Source organism: Streptomyces sp. NPDC030245, from assembly GCF_055572995.1.
This window is the reverse complement of the sequence record NZ_JBVICF010000001.1, coordinates 199008-218629: the sequence shown is the minus strand read 5'-3', so window position 1 is coordinate 218629 and position 19622 is coordinate 199008. Positions and strand designations below refer to the sequence as shown.

16 protein-coding genes and 1 pseudogene are annotated in these 19622 nt (G+C 72.7%); 8 read left to right on the top strand and 9 right to left on the bottom strand.

Annotated elements, in window-relative coordinates; all coding sequences use genetic code 11:
* Nucleotides 1–170 precede the first annotated feature (170 nt).
* The 4 genes from lanKC (at nt 171) to ACZ4Z4_RS00905 (ending at nt 6736) form a co-directional block, all read left to right on the top strand.
* Nucleotides 171–2810 (top strand): class III lanthionine synthetase LanKC, encoded by a 2640-nt coding sequence (gene lanKC, locus ACZ4Z4_RS00920; RefSeq protein WP_468320360.1) that lies wholly within the window; start codon nt 171–173, stop codon nt 2808–2810.
* 49 nt (nt 2811–2859) lie between these two features.
* Nucleotides 2860–2979, top strand: a complete 120-nt coding sequence (locus ACZ4Z4_RS00915) for a SapB/AmfS family lanthipeptide (RefSeq protein WP_468320357.1) — start codon at nt 2860–2862, stop codon at nt 2977–2979.
* Between the two features lie 122 nt (nt 2980–3101).
* Nucleotides 3102–4829: an ABC transporter ATP-binding protein gene (locus ACZ4Z4_RS00910; RefSeq protein WP_468320354.1), complete on the top strand. Its 1728-nt coding sequence runs from the start codon at nt 3102–3104 to the stop codon at nt 4827–4829.
* Nucleotides 4826–6736 carry an ATP-binding cassette domain-containing protein gene (locus ACZ4Z4_RS00905; RefSeq protein ID WP_468320351.1) on the top strand — a complete coding sequence of 637 codons (1911 nt, stop codon included), beginning with the start codon at nt 4826–4828 and terminating at the stop codon, nt 6734–6736. The genes ACZ4Z4_RS00910 and ACZ4Z4_RS00905 overlap by 4 nt, the downstream gene beginning before the upstream one ends.
* Here ACZ4Z4_RS00905 and ACZ4Z4_RS00900 read toward each other — a convergent pair.
* Nucleotides 6662–7006, bottom strand: a pseudogene (locus ACZ4Z4_RS00900) (LuxR C-terminal-related transcriptional regulator); the annotation flags it as partial. The gene ACZ4Z4_RS00905 and the pseudogene ACZ4Z4_RS00900 overlap by 75 nt on opposite strands.
* A 348-nt stretch (nt 7007–7354) precedes the next feature.
* A complete protein-coding gene (locus ACZ4Z4_RS00895; protein ID WP_468320349.1) occupies nt 7355–7975 on the bottom strand; it encodes a TetR family transcriptional regulator in 621 nt (206 codons plus the stop codon).
* A gap of 214 nt (nt 7976–8189) precedes the next feature.
* On the opposite strand from ACZ4Z4_RS00895, the gene ACZ4Z4_RS00890 reads away from it, so the two are divergent.
* From ACZ4Z4_RS00890 to ACZ4Z4_RS00880, 3 genes are read left to right on the top strand one after another with little or no spacing between them, the layout of a single operon-like run.
* Nucleotides 8190–9563, top strand: coding sequence for a glycosyltransferase family 4 protein (locus ACZ4Z4_RS00890; RefSeq protein ID WP_468320347.1), 1374 nt, complete (start codon nt 8190–8192; stop codon nt 9561–9563).
* The gene (locus ACZ4Z4_RS00885) at nt 9563–10324 is read left to right on the top strand and encodes a class I SAM-dependent methyltransferase (protein WP_468320344.1); all 762 of its coding nucleotides are present in this window, start codon (nt 9563–9565) and stop codon (nt 10322–10324) included. Before ACZ4Z4_RS00890 ends, ACZ4Z4_RS00885 begins: the two co-directional genes overlap by 1 nt.
* Nucleotides 10321–11415: a prenyltransferase/squalene oxidase repeat-containing protein gene (locus ACZ4Z4_RS00880; protein ID WP_468320342.1), complete on the top strand. Its 1095-nt coding sequence runs from the start codon at nt 10321–10323 to the stop codon at nt 11413–11415. The genes ACZ4Z4_RS00885 and ACZ4Z4_RS00880 overlap by 4 nt, the downstream gene beginning before the upstream one ends.
* Here ACZ4Z4_RS00880 and ACZ4Z4_RS00875 read toward each other — a convergent pair.
* Complete coding sequence (locus ACZ4Z4_RS00875) at nt 11409–11702, bottom strand: hypothetical protein (RefSeq protein ID WP_468320340.1); 294 nt, start codon at nt 11700–11702, stop codon at nt 11409–11411. The genes ACZ4Z4_RS00880 and ACZ4Z4_RS00875 overlap by 7 nt on opposite strands.
* 138 nt (nt 11703–11840) lie before the next feature.
* On the opposite strand from ACZ4Z4_RS00875, the gene ACZ4Z4_RS00870 reads away from it, so the two are divergent.
* On the top strand, nt 11841–12392 hold the full coding sequence (locus ACZ4Z4_RS00870) for a hypothetical protein (RefSeq protein WP_468320337.1): 552 nt from the start codon (nt 11841–11843) through the stop codon (nt 12390–12392).
* Nucleotides 12393–12404: 12 nt separating this feature from the next.
* Here ACZ4Z4_RS00870 and ACZ4Z4_RS00865 read toward each other — a convergent pair whose 3' ends face one another.
* The 6 genes from ACZ4Z4_RS00865 to ACZ4Z4_RS00840 all read right to left on the bottom strand — a co-directional run bounded on the left by ACZ4Z4_RS00865 (nt 12405) and on the right by ACZ4Z4_RS00840 (nt 19572).
* Nucleotides 12405–13415: an LLM class F420-dependent oxidoreductase gene (locus tag ACZ4Z4_RS00865; RefSeq protein WP_468320335.1), complete on the bottom strand. Its 1011-nt coding sequence runs from the start codon at nt 13413–13415 to the stop codon at nt 12405–12407.
* A 108-nt stretch (nt 13416–13523) separates the two neighbouring features.
* Nucleotides 13524–14393, bottom strand: a complete 870-nt coding sequence (locus tag ACZ4Z4_RS00860; protein ID WP_468320333.1) for a hypothetical protein — start codon at nt 14391–14393, stop codon at nt 13524–13526.
* A gap of 193 nt (nt 14394–14586) precedes the next feature.
* A complete protein-coding gene (locus ACZ4Z4_RS00855; RefSeq protein ID WP_468320330.1) occupies nt 14587–15600 on the bottom strand; it encodes an N-acetylmuramoyl-L-alanine amidase in 1014 nt (337 codons plus the stop codon).
* Nucleotides 15601–15696: 96 nt separating this feature from the next.
* Nucleotides 15697–16347 carry a class I SAM-dependent methyltransferase gene (locus tag ACZ4Z4_RS00850; protein WP_468322033.1) on the bottom strand — a complete coding sequence of 217 codons (651 nt, stop codon included), beginning with the start codon at nt 16345–16347 and terminating at the stop codon, nt 15697–15699.
* A 129-nt stretch (nt 16348–16476) separates the two neighbouring features.
* A complete protein-coding gene (locus tag ACZ4Z4_RS00845; RefSeq protein WP_468320327.1) occupies nt 16477–18216 on the bottom strand; it encodes an MFS transporter in 1740 nt (579 codons plus the stop codon).
* Nucleotides 18217–18399: 183 nt separating this feature from the next.
* A complete protein-coding gene (locus ACZ4Z4_RS00840; protein WP_468320325.1) occupies nt 18400–19572 on the bottom strand; it encodes a pentapeptide repeat-containing protein in 1173 nt (390 codons plus the stop codon).
* Between the last annotated feature and the right edge of the window lie 50 nt (nt 19573–19622).

The following is a 19622-nucleotide window of genomic DNA, read 5'->3' as shown; positions in this document are numbered from 1 at the left end:
AAGGCGCGGGCGTCGCCATTTGTCCGGTCCGCGGATACTCTGTGCTCTCGAACAAGAGCGAACGTGACTTTACGCATGCGTTCCGCACGGCCATCCGATGACACTCGTGACTGTTCCGCCTCTTTGCGTCCTGGAAATCTCTCTGCCACGCCCAGCGGAGAGGGGACACCATGGACAAGCGGTACGAGGTCTACTGTCTGGCCGACAGGCACTTCTACGAGACCCCGGACCGGTTGTCGTCCAAGGGTGCTTCGAGCGCCCCGGAGTTCCCCGCCGCGGGTCGCCCCGTTCCCGCAGGATGGCGCTCGGGACGCATCGGCGACTGGCTCTCCCTCGTCCCCGTGGACGACGGCGGAACCTCGCTCCCCGGCCCCCAGCAGGGCTGGAAGATCCACGTCTCCGCCACCCTGGAGAACGCCGACCGCGTCACGGCGACCGTGTGGGACTACTGCGTGCCGCGCGGCATCCCCTTCAAGTTCGTGCCGGCCAAGCACCTGCTGCACCTGCGCAACAGCAAGTACGCCGGACGTGACCACAGCGGCAAGGCCGTCACCGTCTACCCGGCCGACGAGGCGCAACTGGAGCGGACCCTCGGCGAGTTGGGCGACCTGCTCGACGGGTCCGAAGGACCGTACATCCTCACCGACCTGCGCTGGCGGCAGGGCCCGCTGTACGTCAGGTACGGCGCGTTCACCCGCCGCATGTGCGACAACGGCAAGGGCACCCTGGTGCCCGCCATCGAGAACGGCGAGGGACAGCTCGTACCCGACCCGCGCGACCCCGCCTTCAAGGTCCCCGAGTGGGTGACCCTGCCGGCCTTCCTCGAACCGGCGCTCGCGGCCCGCAACACGACGACCCTCGCCGACCTGCCGTACCGCATCGAGAAGGCCCTGCACTTCTCCAACGGCGGCGGCGTCTACGCCGGCACCGACACCCGCGACGGCCGCAAGGTCGTCCTCAAGGAGGGCCGCCCGCACGCGGGCCTCGCCTCCGACGGCGCCGACGCCGTGGCCCGGCTCGAACGCGAGAGGGACGCCCTGGAGAAACTCTCCGGACTCGGCGTCGCCCCCGAGGTCCGGGACTGGTTCCTCCTCGACGGCCACCGCTTCCTCGTCATGGACTTCCTCGAAGGGTCCACCCTCAACTCGTTCTTCGCCCACCGGCACCCGCTGTGCACCAGCCGGCCCGACACCGCGGCCATCGCGGAGTACACGGCCTGGGCGCTGCGCATGCACCGCGCCGTCGAGGAGGCCGTCGCCGCCGTCCACGAGCGGGGCGTCGTCTTCAACGACCTGCACCTCTTCAACATCATGGTCTCGCCCGACGAGAAGTCCGTCTCCCTCCTCGACTTCGAGGCGGCGACAGCCGTCGGCGACGCGGGCCGCCAAGTCGTCGCCCACCCCGGCTTCCTCGCGCCACCGGACCGCAGGGGCACCGACATCGACCGCTACGCCCTCGCCTGTCTGCGCCTCGCCCTCTTCCTGCCGATCACCTCGCTGCTCTCCATCGACCGCGGCAAGGCCGCCCACTTCGCACAGGTGATCGCGGCCGAATTCCCCGACGTACCCGAGGAGTTCCTGGCCGAGGCGGTCGCGGAGATCGAGCGCGGCGGCCCGAGTACGGCCGGGAGCCCCGGGCCCGCGGCGGTGACGGCCACGCCTTTGGTCGACCCCGGCGACTGGCCGCACAGCCGGGACTCCATGGTCAAGGCCATCCTCGCCACCGCCACCCCGGAACGCGACGACCGGCTCTTCCCCGGCGACATCGCGCAGTTCTCCGAGGGCGGCGGCCTCGGCCTCGCGCACGGCGCGGCCGGCGTGCTGCTCGCCCTCGCCGAGAGCGGCGCCGAACGCTACGAGGAGGGCGAACGCTGGCTCCTGAAACACACCGCGCCCGCCCCGACCGGCACCCCGCTCGGCCTCCACGACGGTCTCGCCGGCGTCGCCCACGTCCTCGACCGGCTCGGCCACCGCACCCGCGCCCTCGACCTCGTCGAGGCGATCCTCCGGGAGAACTGGCAGCGGCTCCCCTCCGACCTGTACGGCGGCCTCGCCGGACTCGGCCTCGCCCTCGACGCCCTCGCGCACAGCACCGGCGAGACCACCCTCGCCCGCGACGCGCGGCGCGCGGCCGAACTCCTCGCCGAACGCCTCACCGCCGAGACCGCCGACGCCACCGCGAAGCCCGGCCGGCGGCGCGCCGGACTGCTGCGCGGCGCCACCGGCCCCGCCCTGCTCTTCCTGCGGCTCTACGAGCGCGACGGCGACCCGGCGCTCCTCGACCTGGCGGCCCGCGCCCTGCGCGCCGACCTCGCCCAGTGCGTCACCCAGGAGCGCGACGGCAGCCTCGCCGTCAACGAGGGCTGGCGCACCATGCCCTACCTCGGCGACGGCAGCGTCGGCATCGGCATGGTCATCGACGACTACCTCGTACACCGGGACGACGCCGTGTTCGAGGCGGTACGGCCCGCCATCCTCGCCGCCGCCCGCTCCCGCTTCTGCGTGCAGCCGGGCCTGGTCCAAGGGCGCGCCGGACTGCTGCTGCACGTCAACCGCACCACCACCCCGGGCATCACCCCCGAGGACAGCGCCGCGCAGATCGAGGAACTCGGCTGGTTCGCCATGGCGTACGCCGGGCAGCTCGCCTTCCCCGGACACCAGATGCTGCGCCTGTCCATGGACCTGCACACCGGGACGGCCGGCTGCCTCCTCGCACTCGCCGCCGCGCTCGGCGACGGCACCGCGCACGTCCCCTTCCTGCCGCCCCTGCGGCGGCCCAAGAGCCGGTCCCGCGACACAGCGGGGTCGTGACACAACCAGCACGGAGAGAAAGCAATCCCCCGAGAGAGAGGGTAAGACCATGGCACTTCTCGACCTGCAAAGCATGGAGTCCGACGAGATGACCGGCGGCGGCGGTGGCGCGAGCCTCGCGAGCCTGCTCCTCTGCTGGAGCGACGCGAGCGTCGTTCTGTGTCTCTGACGCCTGACCGCATCTGAGCGGGGCATACAAGGCCCGGGCGGCACCTCGCGAGGGGCCCGCCCGGGCCCACCCCTTCCCCGCCACGGAACACCGAAGGACGAGGCGACGGAGACCAGGACCGCATGGCGACGACGACCACCCGTCCCCACCGACCCGCCGCCGACACCCGCCTGCTGGGCGCGGCGACCCGGTACAGCGCCGCCCGCTGCACCGTCCTCGCGCTCTGCGCCGTCGCGGGGTCCGGCGCCACCCTGCTCCTGCCGCTCGCGATCGGCCACGCCCTCGACGCCGTCCTCACCGGCCACCTCACCGGCCGCGCCGACCCCGACACCACCCGCTGGATCCTCGCGTGCGCGGCGCTGATCGGCGCGAGCGCCCTCCTCGACGCCGTCGACGGCGTCCTCACCGGCACCACCAACGCCCGCACCACGGCCTGGCTGCGCGGCCGCGTCACACGCCACGTGCTGGCCGTCGGACCGCGGACCACCGCGCGCTTCGCCCCCGGCGACCTGGTGGCGCGCCTCATCGACAACGCGGCACACGCGGGCATCGCGCCCGCCACCTTCGCCGCGCTCCTCGCCGCCCTGGTCACCCCCGTCGGCGCGGTGATCGCCCTCGCCCTGATCGACGGCCTACTCGCCGTCGTGTTCGTCGTCGGCGCACCCGTCCTCTTCCTGCTCCTGCGGGCGTTCGTGCGCGTCTCCTCCGACTGCGTGGCCCGCTACCAGCGGATCCAGGGGGACATCGCGGGCCGCCTCAGCGAGGCGATCGGCGGGGCGCGGACCATCGCGGCCGCGCACACCGAGGAGAAGGAGGAGGCCCGCGTCCTGCGGACCCTCCCCGAACTCTCCCACCAGGGCCACCGGATGTGGCGGGTCCAGGGCCGCTCCCAGGCGCAGGCCGTCGCCGTCGCGCCGCTCCTCCAGATCGCGGTCGCCGCGGTGGCGGGCCTCCTCGTGCTCGACCAGCGCATCAGCGTCGGCGACCTGCTGGCCGCGACCCGGTACGCGGTCCTCGCCACCGGCATCGGCATGCTCGTCGGCCAACTGGGCGGCCTGGTACGGGCGAAGGCCGCCGCGCACCGCCTGGCCGAGGTCCTCGACGAACCGGCCACCCCGTACGGCACCACACAACTCCCGCCCACGGGCGGCCTGCTGGAGCTGCGCGGGGTCAAGGCATCGCGCGGCGGACGCGCCGTCCTCGACGGCGTCGACCTGACCGTGCCCGCAGGCGCCACGGTCGCCGTGGTCGGCCGGTCCGGCGCCGGAAAGTCGCTGCTCGCCTCCCTCGCCGGACGCCTCGCCGACCCCGACGAAGGCGTCGTACGCCTCGACGGCGTCCCGCTGGACGCGCTCGGCCGCGAGGAGCTGCGCCGCGAGGTCGGCTACGCCTTCGAGCGGCCCGCGCTGCTCGGTGAGACCCTGGAGGACACGATCGGTCTCGGAGCACCGCGCCCGACGCCGGAGCGCATCCGCGACGCGGCCCGCGCGGCCCGCGCCGACACCTTCATCACCCGACTCCCCGACGGCTACGCCACACCCTGCGCCGAGGCCCCGCTCTCCGGCGGCGAGGCCCAACGCCTCGGCCTGGCAAGGGCGTTCGCGCGCGGCGGCCGCCTGCTGATCCTCGACGACGCCATGTCCAGCCTGGACACGGTGACGGAACACCACATCGCCGAGGCGCTGCTCCGCCACACCCCGCACCGCAGCCGGCTGATCATCGCCCACCGGGCGGCGACGGCGGCCCGCGCGGACACGGTGGCCTGGCTGCACGAAGGGCGGATCCGGGCGGTCGGCACCCACGCGGAGCTGTGGGAGCGGCCGGAGTACCGGGAGGTGTTCGGCGCGTGAGGCCGTCCTCCGGCGCGCACGGCCCGTACCGACGGGGCGTCCGCTTCCTGCGGCGCAGGTGGCCGGTGGTGGCGCGGCTCGCACTCTGGTCCGTCCTGGAGACCGGCCAGACGTTCCTCACCGGGTACGCACTCGCCCGCGCCCTGGACGACGGGTTCCTCGACGGGCGCGAGGCGGTCGGCCTCGGCTGGCTCGGCGCGGCCGCGCTCGGCGTGCTGGTCGCCGCGTACGGCACGGGGCAGGTGTACCGCGCCGTCGCCGACCTGGTGGAGCCGCTGCGGGACACCCTCGTGCGGCAGGTCGTCGGGCGCGGCCTGCGGGACGCGGACGGCGCCGCCGTCTCCCGGCTCACCCAGCAGGTGGAGATCGCCAGGGACACCTTCGCGGGCCTGGTGATGGTCTCCCGCTCCTTCGTCTTCACGGCGGCGGGCGCGCTCGCCGGACTCTTCTCGCTCGACCCGCTCCTGCTCCTCGTGGTCGCGCCGCCGCTCCTCGCGGGCATCGGCCTCTTCGTGGTGTCGCTGCGTCCGCTGGCCCGGCGGCAGGAGGACTTCCTGGTCGCGGACGAGCGGCTGGCCGGCCAACTGGGCGTGGTCGGGCCGGGGTTGCGGGACGTCGCGGCGGCGGGTGCGGAGCAGGACGTGGCCGCGGACCTGGACCGGGGGGTCGCCCGGGAGTACGCGGCGGCCGGCGCGCTCGCCCGCTGGGGCCTCCTGCGCACGGCGGCCCTCGCGACCGGCGGCCAGCTCCCGCTCGTCCTGCTCCTCGCGACGGGCCCCTGGCTCCTGGACAACGGAGTGACGCCCGGCGCCCTGGTGGGCGCCCTCGCCTACGTCACCCAGGCCCTGCTGCCCGCCCTCCACAACCTGATCAACGGCCTGGGCACGAGCGGCGCCCGCCTGGCGATCGTCCTGCGCCGCCTGGTGTGGGACCCGCCGCCGGACACGGACGGGACACCGACCCCGGCGACGGGGGCCGCCGACCCCCCGTCGCCGGAAGCCGCCGAACCTGTTCCGCCAAAGAAGACCCCGGCCCTCCACCTCTCCTCCGTCACCTTCGCCTACGGCCCCCACGCCGAGCCCGTCCTGCGCGACCTGGGGCTCACCGTCGCCCGCGGGGAGCATCTCGCCGTCGTCGGACCCAGTGGGATCGGCAAATCAACTTTGGCCGGAATCATCGCCGGACTCCTCGAACCGGACGCCGGGGACGTGCGAGTCGACGGGATGCCCGTGCGCGGCGAGGGGGCCGTGGGGCGTCGCGTCCTCATCCCGCAGGAGGCGTACGTCTTCACCGGGACGCTCCGCGACAACTTGTGCTACCTGCGGGCGGACCCCGTCCCGGAGCAGGAGATGACCACGGCCGCCGAAGCCGTCGGCCTGGCCCCGCTGATCGGGCGGCTCGGCGGGCTCGACGCCCCGCTCGCTCCGGCGGAACTCTCGGCGGGGGAGCGGCAGTTGATCGCGCTGACCCGCGCCCACCTCTCGTACGCCCCGCTGGCCGTCCTCGACGAGGCGACCTGTCACCTCGACCCGGTCGCGGAGGCGCGCGCCGAACGGGCCTTCGCGGCGCGCCCCGGCGGCACCCTGGTGGTGATCGCCCACCGCATCAGCTCGGCCCGCCGTGCCGACCGCGTCCTGGTGATGGACGGGGCGCACGCCCTGTGCGGCCGGCACGACGAGCTGATGGAGCTTTCCTCCCTCTACCGGGATCTCAACGGGGCGGGGGAGTGGGGAGAGCCGGATGCCGTCTCACACCCACCCCTCGCCCTGCGAGATCCTTATGGCGTCGATCCTGTTCCGCGCCCCGGTCTTGCGGGTGATCGCGGCCATGTAGTTGCGCACCGTGCCGTTGGACAGATGGAGACTGTTCGCGATCTCGGCGACCGACGCGCCCCTGGCGGCGAGTGAGAGCACGCTCAACTCCCGCCGTGTGAGGGGCATCTGAGCCGCCTTGAGGAAGCCGAACCCCAGCGATTCGTCGACGAACCGCCGGCCGGCCGCCACCTGTCTGATGCCGGCGAGCAGCCGTTCCGGCGGGCTCGCCTTGTTCACGTAACCGAGCGCGTCCGCCTCCGCCGCCCGCCGCAGCTGCCCCGGCCGGTTGGCCGTGGCGAGCACCAGGACCCGGCAGCCCCTGCCGAGCGCCGAGGGGCCGGTCAGATCGCCGAGCGGATCCATCGCGTAGGTGGCCTCGTCGTCGAGATCCACCACGCAGAGGTCCGGTCTTACGCTGCGTTGACGGCCGCGCGCGTGTGACCACGGCGCGTGGAACACCTCCAGATCCGGCTCCCGGGCGAGTTGTTCCGCCAGAGCCATTCGCAACAGACAGGCGTCGTGCACGAGAAGAACCCGGATCACACTTGCCCCTCCAGCCCCCCGCTTCCGGTTGCTCCGTTCAAGCACGCTGACCATTCATAGCGGTGAGTACCCCCGTCGTGACGCAGAGAACTGGCCAAGGACGAGGCGGGGGGCGCATTTGCCATACGACTGTGCGCCCCTGTGCGGCAGACGGCAGGGCGGACTTCTTTACGTCCGGGACTCCGCCGTCAGGTCGATGAGCCGGCACACGGTCTCGATGTCGATCTTCACCTGGGCGATCGAGGCCCGGCCCGAGAGCCAGGTGATCAGCGCCGAGTGCCAGGTGTGCTCGATGACCCGGACCGCGGAGAGCTGCTGCGCGGTCGGCGTCCCGGTCAGCCCCATCGCGTCCAGGATGATCGCCGTCGTCAGCCGGGACACCGTGTCGACCTCGGGGCTCACCGAGCGGTCCGCGAAGGTCAGGGCCCGCACCATCGCGTCCGCCAGATGCGGTTCGCGCTGGAGCGCGCGGAAGGCCCGCATCAGCGTCTCGGCGACCCGCTCGGCGGGTGTCTCGCCGGCCGGCGGGCGCTTCCTGATGGTCGTGTGCATCTGCTGAAGCTGGTCCTGCATGGTGGCGACCAGTAGGTGGACCTTGGAGGGGAAGTAGCGGTAGAGGGTGCCGAGGGCGACGCCGGCGGCCTCGGCGACCTCCCGCATCTGCACGGCGTCGAAGCCGCCCCGGCCGGCCAGTTGGGCGCTGGCGTGCAGGATGCGGCGGCGGCGCGCCTCCTGGCGCTCGGTGAGGGGTGGCGCCGCAGGGCTCGCCGCCTTGACTTCCGCTGTCATGTCGATGCCCCTCCGAAAACGCCTCGCGAGATCGCACAGCATGGCAGGGAGCCCGTGGTGGCGCGAATCACCTGATCCGGGCCTTACACCTCGCCTACCTGCCGGTAGATTCAAAGCTCGTCCAGCGATCATTCAGCGATCAAGTCTGAAACTTGTTCTAGATTACCGTCCCGGCGTAACCTCGCGGAGAACTGCAGGGAGAAGGGGGCCGTAAGTGACCGCTGAGGCCATGGAGGCAGGCCCCCGCAAGGGCTCGGGCGCCGACGGCGAAAGCCCGTTGCGCATCGCTCTCCTCACGTACAAGGGGAACCCGTTCTGCGGGGGACAGGGCGTCTACGTACGCCATCTCTCGCGCGAACTGGCCCGGCTCGGCCACCGCGTCGAAGTGATCGGCGCACAGCCCTACCCCGTCCTGGACGAGGGCGCGGGACTGGAGAACCTCAAGCTGACCGAGTTGCCCAGCCTCGACCTCTACCGCTCGCCCGACCCCTTCCGCACGCCCAAGCGCGACGAGTACCGCGACTGGGTCGACGCCCTCGAAGTGGCGACGATGTGGACCGGCGGCTTCCCCGAGCCCGTCACCTTCAGCCTGCGGGCCCGGCGGCATCTGCGCGCCCGGCGCGGCGAGTTCGACGTCGTGCACGACAACCAGACCCTCGGATACGGCCTCCTCGGCGACCTCGGCGCGCCCCTGGTCACCACCATCCACCACCCCATCACCGTCGACCGGCAGCTCGAACTGGACGCCGCGCCCGACTGGAAGCGCCGCGCCTCCGTCCGCCGCTGGTACGCGTTCACCCGCATGCAGAAGCGCGTCGCGCGCCGCCTGCCCTCGGTCCTCACCGTCTCCGGCACCTCCCGCCAGGAGATCGTCGACCACCTCGGCGTCCGCGACGACCGGATAAGCGTCGTCCACATCGGCGCCGACACCGGCCTCTTCTCACCGGACCCGGCCGTCCCTGAGGTACCGGGACGGATCGTGACCACCTCCAGCGCCGACGTGCCGCTCAAGGGCCTCGTCCACCTCGTCGAGGCGCTCGCCAAGGTCCGCGCCGAACACCCCGGCGCCCACCTCGTCGTCGTCGGCAAGCGCGCCGAGGACGGGCCCGTCGCCCAGGCCATCGAGCGCTACGGCCTCGAAGGGGCCGTCGAGTTCGTCAAGGGCATCACCGACGCCGAACTCGTCGACCTCGTCCGCTCGGCGCAGGTCGCCTGCGTCCCTTCGCTGTACGAGGGGTTCTCCCTCCCCGCGGCGGAGGCGATGGCCACCGGCACCCCGCTCCTCGCCACCACCGGCGGAGCGATCCCGGAGGTCGCGGGCCCCGACGGCGAGACCTGTCTCGCGGTGCCGCCGGGCGACGCGGGCGCGCTGGCCGTCGGCCTCAACCGGCTGCTCGGCGACCCCGCGCTGCGGGCGCGGCTCGGCGCGGCGGGCCGCGAGCGCGTCCTCGCCAAGTTCACCTGGGCGCAGGCCGCCAAGGGCACCGCCGACCGCTACCGCGAGGCCATCGCCCGCGCCGCGGCCACGAACCCCGGCCGCGCCGCGGCCACCACGACGTACTCGACGCACTCCGGGAGCCATCGCTGATGCTGACCGTCGACTTCACCCGCTTCCCGCTCGCCGCGGGCGACCGCGTCCTCGACCTGGGCTGCGGCGCGGGCCGGCACGCCTTCGAGTGCTACCGGCGCGGCGCGCGGGTGGTGGCCCTCGACCGGAACGCCGAGGAAATCCGCGAGGTCGCCAAGTGGTTCGCCGCGATGGAGGAGGCGGGCGAGGCACCGGCCGGCGCGACCGCCACCGCGATGGAGGGCGACGCGCTCAACCTGCCCTTCCCCGACGCCTCGTTCGACGTCGTGATCATCTCCGAGGTGATGGAGCACATCCCCGACGACAAGGGCGTCCTCGCGGAGATGGTCCGCGTCCTCAAGCCCGGCGGCCGTATCGCGGTCACCGTCCCGCGCTACGGCCCCGAGAAGGTCTGCTGGGCCCTCTCCGACGCCTACCACGAGGTCGAGGGCGGCCACATCCGCATCTACAAGGCCGACGAGCTGCTCGGGCGGATGAGGGAAGCGGGCCTCAAGCCGTACGGCACCCACCACGCGCACGCGCTGCACTCCCCGTACTGGTGGCTGAAGTGCGCTTTCGGCGTCGACAACGACAAGGCGCTGCCGGTGCGCGCGTATCACAAGCTGCTGGTCTGGGACATCATGAAGAAGCCCCTCGCCACGCGGGTGGCCGAGCAGCTGCTGAACCCCGTGGTCGGCAAGAGCTTCGTCGCCTACGCCACCAAGCCGCACCTGCCCGCGTCCGCAGCCGACTCCGCCGACGCCGCGGCGGCCGCCAAGTGACGAGCCCGGAGCGGACCGAACACCTCGTCCTGCCCGGCGTCCTGACGGCCGCTCAGGCCGCGGCGACGGTACGCGGCATCCTCGCCGTCCAGCGCGAGGACGGCGCCATCCCGTGGTTCCGCGGCCACCACCTCGACCCGTGGGACCACACCGAGGCCGCGATGGCGCTGGACGCGTCGGGCGAGCACGCGGCCGCCGAGCGCGCCTACGAATGGCTCGCCCGCCACCAGAACCAGGACGGCTCCTGGTACGCGGCGTACGCCGACGGGGACCCGCACGACGTCACCGACCGCGGCCGCGAGACCAACTTCTGCGCGTACCTCGCGGTCGGCGTCTGGCACCACTACCTCTCCACCGGCGACGAGGCGTTCCTCGACCGGATGTGGCCCGCCGTGGTCGCCGCCGTCGAGTTCGTCCTCGCCCTCCAGCAGCCGGGCGGGCAGATCGGCTGGAAGCGGGAGGACGACGGCACGCCCGTCACGGACGCGCTCCTGACCGGCTCCTCCTCCATCCACCAGGCGCTGCGCTGCGCCCTCGCCATCGCCGAGCAGCGCGACGAGCCGCAGCCCGACTGGGAGCTCGCGGCCGGCGCCCTCGGGCACGCGATCCGCCGCCACCCCGAGCGCTTCCTCGACAAGGACCGCTACTCGATGGACTGGTACTACCCGGTCCTCGGCGGCGCGCTGACCGGCGCGGAGGCCAAGGCCCGCATCGAGGAGGGCTGGGACCGCTTCGTCGTCCCCGGCCTCGGGGTGCGCTGCGTGGTCCCGAACCCCTGGGTCACCGGCGGCGAGAGCGCCGAACTGGCCCTCGCCCTGTGGATCCTGGGCGAGTCGGACCGCGCCCTGGAGATCCTCCAGTCCATCCAGCACCTGCGCGACCCCGAGTCGGGCCTGTACTGGACGGGCTACGTCTTCGACGACAGGACGATCTGGCCCGAGGAACTCACCACCTGGACCGCGGGCTCCCTGCTCCTCGCAGCGGCGGCCCTGGGCGGCGACGAGGCCACCTGCGCCGTCTTCTCGGGCGACCACCTGCCGCGGGGGCTCGCCCCGGAGTGCTGCGAGCCGCCCGGACACCCGTCTCAGTAGCGGCGCAGGCGGTTGGCGACCGCGTGCCCGATGAACAGGTAGACGATCGCGGCGAGACCGTAGCCCGCGACGACCCGCGCCCAGTTCTCGTCGAACGTGAACAGGTCGTGCGACCAGCCCGCCAGCCAGCGGGCCGCGTCGTGGACGAACTGGACGAGGTCGTTGGCGCGGTTCGCGTCCAGCAGGTACATCAGGATCCACAGGCCGAGGATGGCGGCCATGATGTCGGCGACGAGCGCGATGACCCGTGCCGCGGTGCTGCCGTGGGAGTTCCGCGTGGGAGACATGGCTTCCGGGTACCGGGGAAGCCGCCGTTCGAAACCCGTTCGGGTCCATCCCGGTGGCGGGGCCCGGTGGCCCGGGCGAGGCTGTGAAGAGGTCCGCGCTCTCCCGCGCGCCGCCCGCCCACGCCTGGAGGCCCCGCCGTGCCCAGCACCGTCACCGTCCGCCGTGCCGGAGTTTCCCTCACGCTCTGCTGCACCCTGCTGGCCGGTGCGACGGCCTGCGGCGGCAGCGGCGAGGACACCGCCACCGCGTCCGCGCCGTCCCCCAGCAGCAGCGCCGAGAAGCAGAAGTTCGCCAAGACCCGCTTCGTCGCCAACGCGGGGCTCGCCGCGGGGGCGACCTACCAGTGGATCGTGAAGCCGTACCGCGCGGGCAAGTTCAAGAAGGGCGCCAAGGGCCGCAAGTTCACCCTCGTCAAGGCGGGCCTCGCGGGCGCGTTCACGTACAACAGGCTGAAGGCCGCGACGAAGAACGCGAAGGGCGACCCCACCCTCTCCAAGGCGGTGGCCCCGCTGACGTCCGGCATCGACGCCCTGAAGGACCTCCCCTCCAAGCTCCGCAAGGGCGAAGGGACCGACTCGGTCGTCAACTCCTTCGACGACATCATCAAGGACGTGAAGGGCGCGGGCAGCAAGGCGGGCGCCGAGGTCAAGGACAAGGTGCCGTCGGCGGGCGAGCTGGCGAAGGGCTGAGCCGTGCGGGCCCTATGAGTTGAGCTCGGCGAGGACGCGCAGGGTGTGCGGGTCCGGGGCGAGCACGAGCAGGTCGGTCACCGGGCCCCGGCGCCACAGTTCGAGCCGCTCCGCGATCCGCGCCCGCGGCCCGACCAGCGAGATCTCGTCCGCGAACGCGTCGGGCACGGCGAGGACCGCCTCCTCCCTGCGCCCCGCGAGGAACAGCTCCTGAATGCGCCGGGCCTCGTCCTCGTACCCCATGCGGGCCATCAGGTCGGCGTGGAAGTTGCGGGCGGAGTGTCCCATCCCGCCGATGTAGAAGCCGAGCATGGCCTTGACGGGCAGCAGCCCCTCGGCGACGTCGTCACACACCTCGGCGCGGGCCATGGGGGCGATCAGGAACCCCTCGGGGACGTCGGCGAGTGACGCCTCGTACACGTCGGTCCGCAGCGGCGACCAGTACAACGGCAGCCACCCGTCGGCGATCCGCGTCGTCTGCGCGATGTTCTTGGGCCCTTCCGCGCCGAGCAGGACGGGCAGGTCGGCGCGGAGCGGGTGGGTGATCGGCTTGAGTGCCTTGCCGAGGCCGGTGCCGTCCTCGCCGGCATACGGGTGCGTGTGGAAGCGTCCCGCCAGCGCCACCGGCCCCTCGCGCCGCAGCACCTGCCGGATCACCTCCACGTACTCACGCGTCGCGGTCAGCGGCGACTTCGGGAACGGCCGCCCGTACCAGCCCTCCACCACCTGCGGCCCGGAGAGCCCGAGGCCGAGCATCAGCCGCCCGCCGGAGAGGTGGTCGAGGGTGAGCGCGTGCATGGCGGTGGTGACGGGGGAGCGCGCCGCCATCTGCACGACGGCGGTGCCAAGGCCGATCCGCGACGTGCGCGCCGCGATCCAGGTCAGCGGCGTGAAGGCGTCCGAGCCCCAGGCCTCGGCGGTCCACACGGAGGCGTACCCGAGCCGCTCGGCCTCCTGCGCGAGGGCGACGTGCCCGGGGTCGGGGCCGCGCCCCCAGTAACCGAGTGCGAGCCCGAGCCGCATGCGCCCTCCCGGTGGTGCTGACGGGGTGTCAGTGGTGTGGCGGGTGGCGACTGTACGACAACGGCCCCCCGCCCGGAAGGGCGAGGGGCCGCGAGGTGTCCGTGCGGCTCAGCCGCGCTGGATCCCCGTGGTGTCCTGGAGGACGCCGCGACGGCCGTCCTGCGTCTGGGCCACCAGGCCGGGGCCGCGCTGCTCGACAGCCAAGTACCAGGTGCCGGGCGCCAGTTCGGCGATCGGCGTGGGCGAGCCGTCCTCCGCGTACAGCGGACGCGGCACCGGCACGGCGAACCAGAACGGCGAGAAGTCACCGGCCGGCTGCGCCTGCGCGGGCGGCGGGGTCTGCCCGGCCTGCGGCTGCGGCTGCTGCCCGCCGAAGGACTGGCCGCCCTGCGGCTGCCCCGGCTGACCGCCGTAGGGCGCACCCGGCTGCGGCTGACCCGCGCCGGCGCCCGGGTAGCCGTAGCCACCCTGCGGCTGACCGCCGTAGGGCTGCGGGGCGGCCGGGCGGGGGGCGCCCATGAGCGGCGCCTTCAGCGCGGGGACGATCAGGCCCGCGACCGCACCGGCGGCGAGCACGAGGGCGGCGATGAGGCCGAGGATGAGGCCGACACCGGCGTCGGGGGATTCGCCGCCGCCGAGCTGGCTGTCGAAAAAGAAGTTGTACGACTGGTCAGTGTCGAAGATCGCGCCGAGCGAGCTCCAGGCGGAGGCGATGGTGAACGCCACGCCGAGCTGACCGAGGTCCAGGCCCGCGACCTTGCGCTGCTGCGGCAGCGCACGGCCCACGACGATGAGTACGGCACCGATGATGCCGAGCAGGTACACGCTCAGCAGCAGGTTGCCGTTGTCCCAGGCGTTCGGCAGCTTGTCGCTGTCGCCGCCGTCGGCGTCAAGGGTGTCGAGGAACGAGGCAATGAAGAGCAACACCGCTGCTCCGATCACCACGCCGTCGCCTCTAGTGAGGGAGCGGAAATTCACTTCAGGTCCTTCGTCAGTCGTCTCGTCAGTGGAGGCGTCGCTGTCGCCGTAGTCGCGTTCGTGTCGCGGTGCGCGAAGCGCGGGGGTGGCCCCTCATCGTAGGGAGGACAATATCGTCCGGACACGCGGGGTGTCTGCTCGGGATAAAGACGTCCACGCTTCGTCGCGAAGACGTTCACCTTTACCCACACCCCTACTTCCGCAAGAACCCCGCGATTCCCTCAGAAATCCCCTGTGCCGCCTTCTGGCGCCACTCGCCGCTCTTCAGCAGCGCCGCGTCCTTCGCGTCGCGCATGTTGCCGCACTCGATGAACACCTTCGGGACGGTGGAGAGATTGAGGCCGCCGAGGTCCTTGCGGACGTCGAGGCCGGTGCCGCCGCCGACGTAGTTGGAGGGGGCGCTGCCCGTCGCGCCGATGAAGGCTCCCGCGATGCGTTCGCCCAGCTCCTTGGAGGGGGCCACGATCGCGGAGGTGTCGGCGGCGCCGCCCTTCACCTTCGCGGGCAGGATCACGTGGTAGCCGCGGTTGCCCGCGCCGGAGCCGTCGGCGTGGATGGAGACCACCGCGTCGGCCTGTGCCTTGTTGCCGATGCGGGCGCGCTCGTCGACGCACGGGCCCCAGGGGCGGTCGCCGTCCTGGGTGAACTTGACCGTGGCCCCCTGCTTCTCCAGCAGGACGCGCAGCCGCCGGGAGACGTCGAGGGTGAATTTGGCCTCGGTGTAGCCGTCGTTGGTCGACGTGCCCGTCGTGTCGCACTCCTTGCGGTTCGTCCCGATGTCGACCTGGCGGTTGATCTCCGCCGTGTGCTGGAAGTTCCCGGGGTTGTGACCGGGGTCGACCACGACGACCTTGCCCTTGAGGGGGCCGTCGGCGGCGGGGCTGCGCGGGGGCGTCTTCGTGGCCGAATCGTTGCCGTCGCCCGTCCCGCCCTTGCCGCTCTTGCCGTCTTTGCCCTTTCCGTCCGCTCCGCCGGGCCCACCGGACTCACCACCGGACTCACCGGGCTCGCCGGTTCCCGAGGAGGAGGACGACGACGCGGGCAGCGATCTCGCGGGTTCGTTTCCGTCGGACCCGCTCGTCGCCTGGTGGACGAGCCAGCCCGCCAGACACGTCGGTACGAGCACGGCGACGGCCACCGTCAGCGGACGGCCGATGCGGCGCTTGGGCGGCTGGGACGGATCGAATTCCGGACCTACGTACGACACGAGGGCGAGCCTATCCGCGAGGCAGGTTCCCCGCTCGGGTACGGCGCGGGGGTCGGACCCAGTACGTCGGATCGCAGTACGTCGGATTCCCGTACGTCAGATCCCCGTACCCGTCCGCCGCAGCACCCGCAGCGATTCCGTCACCGAGACCTCGGTGAACGCGCCGGACTCCAGAGCCCGCAGGTAGACGCGGTACGGCGCCTGCCCGGTCATGATGTCGACCGGGTCGGGGAACACGTCGTGGATGACCAGCAGCCCGCCCTCGGCGACGTGGGGCGCCCAGCCCTCGTAGTCGGCCGTGGCGTGCTCGTCCGTGTGGCCGCCGTCGATGAAGACGAGGCCGAGCGCGCCGCCCCACGCCTGCGCCACCTGCGGCGAGCGCCCGACGACCGCGATCACGTGGTCCTCCAGGCCGGCCTTGTGCAGCGTGCGGCGGAAGGTGGGCAGCGTGTCCATCCGGCCGACCTCGGGGTCGACCGTCGCCGGGTCGTGGTACTCCCAGCCGGGCTGCTGCTCCTCGCTGCCGCGGTGGTGGTCCACGGTGATGGCGACGACACCGGCCTGCCGGGCCGCGTCCGCCAGCAGGATGGTGGAGCGGCCGCAGTACGTGCCGACCTCCAGGAGGGGCAGCCCGAGCGCCGCGGCCTCCGTCGCGGCCGCGTACAGCGCGAGCCCCTCGTCACGGGGCATGAAGCCCTTGGCGGCCTCGAAGGCGGCGAGAATCTCCGGCTTGGGCTCGGCGGCCATGGCTTCCTCCGGGGCGTGCGCGGGTGGGGCGGTGCGGTCCGGCTCATGATGCACGGCACCCCCGCCACCGCGGTGACGGGGGTGCCGTGTAGACGCGTGGTGCGCTGCGGCCCCGACCAGGCCGGGATGTCAGGCCGGGACGTCGCTCTCGCTCCCGCTCGGCAGGGCGAGGTCCATCCGGACCGGGCGGTTCTGGCCGGGGTGGGCCGCCGCCGAGGCCAGCGGCCCGTGCCCCGTGGCGCGCACCGCCAGGACGTACGAACCGTCCCCGGGCACCGTCAGCTCGTACCGTCCGCCGTCGTCGGTCAGGGCCGCGCCCGCCTGCCGCCCCCTGCGGTCGATCAGCGTCACCTTCGCGCGCGGCACGGGCGTACCGGCCGCGTCCCGCACCTCGCCGTGGAAGCCGGCGAGCGCCTCGGCCGCACGCTCCAGATTGGCGTCCTCCTCGCTGCTCGCACGCAGCTGCGTGGTCGTGGCGCGGCGCGCCGAGGGCAGCAGCAGGGCGAAGAGCAGGCCGACGGCGACCGCTCCCGCGGCGATCAGGAAGGAGACGCGGAAGCCGTGCATGGTGGGCACGGCGACGCCCCCGACGTGGTCCGCGGTGTTGGCGAGGACCATGCCGATCACGGCGCTCGACACCGACGTGCCGATCGAGCGCATCAGCGTGTTGAGGCCGTTGGCCGCGCCCGTCTCGGACGGGTCGACCGAGCCGATGATGAGCGCGGGCAGCGAGGAGTAGGCGAGGCCGATGCCCGCGCCGAGGAGCACCGCGATGACGACGGTCTGCCAGGCGGCGCTCATCAGGCCGAGCCCGGCGCCGTAACCGATCGCGATGATCAGCATGCCGAGGATGAGGGTCACCTTCGGGCCGTACTTCGCCGAGAGGCGGGCGTAGACGGGGGCGGTGAACATCATCGTCAGGCCGAGCGGCATCACGCACAGGCCCGCGACGACCATCGACTGGCCGAGGCCGTAGCCGGTCGCGGTGGGGAGCTGGAGCAGCTGGGGCAGGACGAGTGAGACGGCGTAGAAGGCGACACCGACCATGATCGAGGCGAGGTTGGTGAAGAGCACCGAGTGGCGGGCCGTGGTGCGCAGGTCCACCAGCGGGGCCTTCAGGCGCAGCTCCATCACGCCCCACAGGACGAGGACGACGGCCGCGGCGCCGAAGAGGCCGAGCGTCAGGGCCGAGGTCCAGCCCCAGTCGCTGCCCTTGGTGATGGGGAGGAGGAAGAGGACGAGGCCGGCGGAGAGGCCGAACGCGCCGAGCACGTCGAAGGTGCCCTCGGCGCGGACCGGGCTCTCCGGGACGAAGACGAGGGTCAGGGCGATGGAGAGGACGCCGAGGCCCGCCGCGCCGAAGAAGAGGGCGTGCCAGTCGGCGTGCTGCGCGGTGAGCGCGGCGAGCGGCAGCGCGAGGCCGCCGCCGACGCCGATGGAGGAGCTCATCAGGGCCATCGCCGAGCCGAGCTTCTCGCGGGGCAGCTCGTCGCGCATCAGGCCGATGCCGAGCGGGATGGCGCCCATGGCGAAGCCCTGGAGCGCGCGGCCCACGATCATCACGATCAGGTCGTCGGTGAAACCGCAGACCAGTGAGCCGACGACCATCACGGCGAGGCTGGTGAGCAGCATCTTCCGCTTGCCGTAGAGGTCGCCGAGGCGGCCCATGATCGGCGTGGAGACGGCGCCCGCGAGCAGGGTCGACGTCATGACCCAGGTGGCGTTCGACGGCGAGGTGTCGAGCAGTGCGGGCAGGTCCTTGATGACCGGCACGAGCAGGGTCTGCATCACCGCGACGACGATGCCGGCGAAGGCGAGTACGGGGACGACTCCGCGTATGCCGCGTGGGTGGGTCGTCGACATCGACATTGTTGGGGGCCTCCGGCGGAAGGTCGGGTCGGGCAGGACCGGGTTCGGCAGATACCGGGTTCGGCAGGTACCGGGTTCGGCAAGTACGTGCAGATTTACTTGTAGGTCGAACCTGTATCCCTGGGCGACTATTCCGACGGATGTCGTACGAGGGGAATTCTTGACCCGCTGTTAACCGAGTCATCAGCCGTCCGGCATGGACCGCAGGGGCGGGTGCCGCGTGGTGATCCCCGGGGGCTGGAGCAGTGGTGGAGGCTCGGGGCCGGGGTCCTCGGTGACGACGACGCCGGCGGCCGCGTGGTCGAAACCGGCCGGCCAGCGGGTGTGCTCGCTGGCCAGCGCGCCGGTCAGCCGTGCGCGGAGCAGCTCGGCCGTGCTCAGGTCGGTGCCGCGCAGGTCGGCCAGGCGCAGGTCGGCGTCGCGGAAGACGGCGCCGCCCGCGTCGGCCTTGCGGAGGTTCGCCTCGCGCAGGTCGGCCTCCGTGAAGTCCGCGTCCCGCAGGTCGGTTTCGACCAGTCGGGCGCCCCGCAGGTCGGCCGATACGCAGCGGGCCCGGCGCAGGATCGCCGTCTTGAGGTCGGCGTGCCGCAGATTGACGGAGACGAGGGAGGCCTGCGTCAGATTGGCGTGGTACAGACCCGCCGCCTCCATGCAGGACCGGTCCAGGTTGACCTCGTGCAGCCACAGCCCGTCGCAGTCGGCCCGGCGCAGGTCCGTGACGCTGAGGTTGACCCAGGACTGGTCCCGGGGTTGCAGCAACAGCACGCCGAGCCCGGTCAGCGCGACCTGGGCGTCGGCGGCACGCACCTCCAGCGGCACGATGTCGTTGACGGGCGCGTCCGGCGCCGGGGCATCCGGTCCGGCGGGCGGCCAGGGCAGGTGCGTACGCAGGTAAGCGGCCTGGATGGAGATGACGGCCTCGCGGTCGCGGGCGGAGTGCTCGGCGATGCGCCACAGCGCGTGGAGTCCGCCGATGCGGGTCTCCAGCTTGTCGCTGCCGAGCTGGTCGACGGCCGTGCTGAACCGGTCGGTGACGTAACCCTCCTGGGTGGCGCGCAGGCCGGCCCGGCTGACTTGCAGTTGCCGCCAGGTGGCGTATGCGCCGAAGAGGACGACCATGCCGCCCACGGCCTGGAGAAGCGTCGTGCGGACGTCGTTCACGGCTTTCAGTCGGTCCTGCGCGGCGACGCTCGCCCCGGCGAGATCGTGGTCGACCACCGCGCCCGGCAGGAGGACGAGTACCGCGCCCAGAGCTGTCAGTCCCGCTGCTCCGGCCAGCAGGGCCGCGAGCGCGCGGTGCCCGGCCGGCCGGTCGCGCCACCGCCCGCGGCCACGCTCCGTGCCCCCTGTTCCCATGGGCACGGGAGCCTAGGCGCCGCGCAATGAACGATCAAGGCATACGAGTT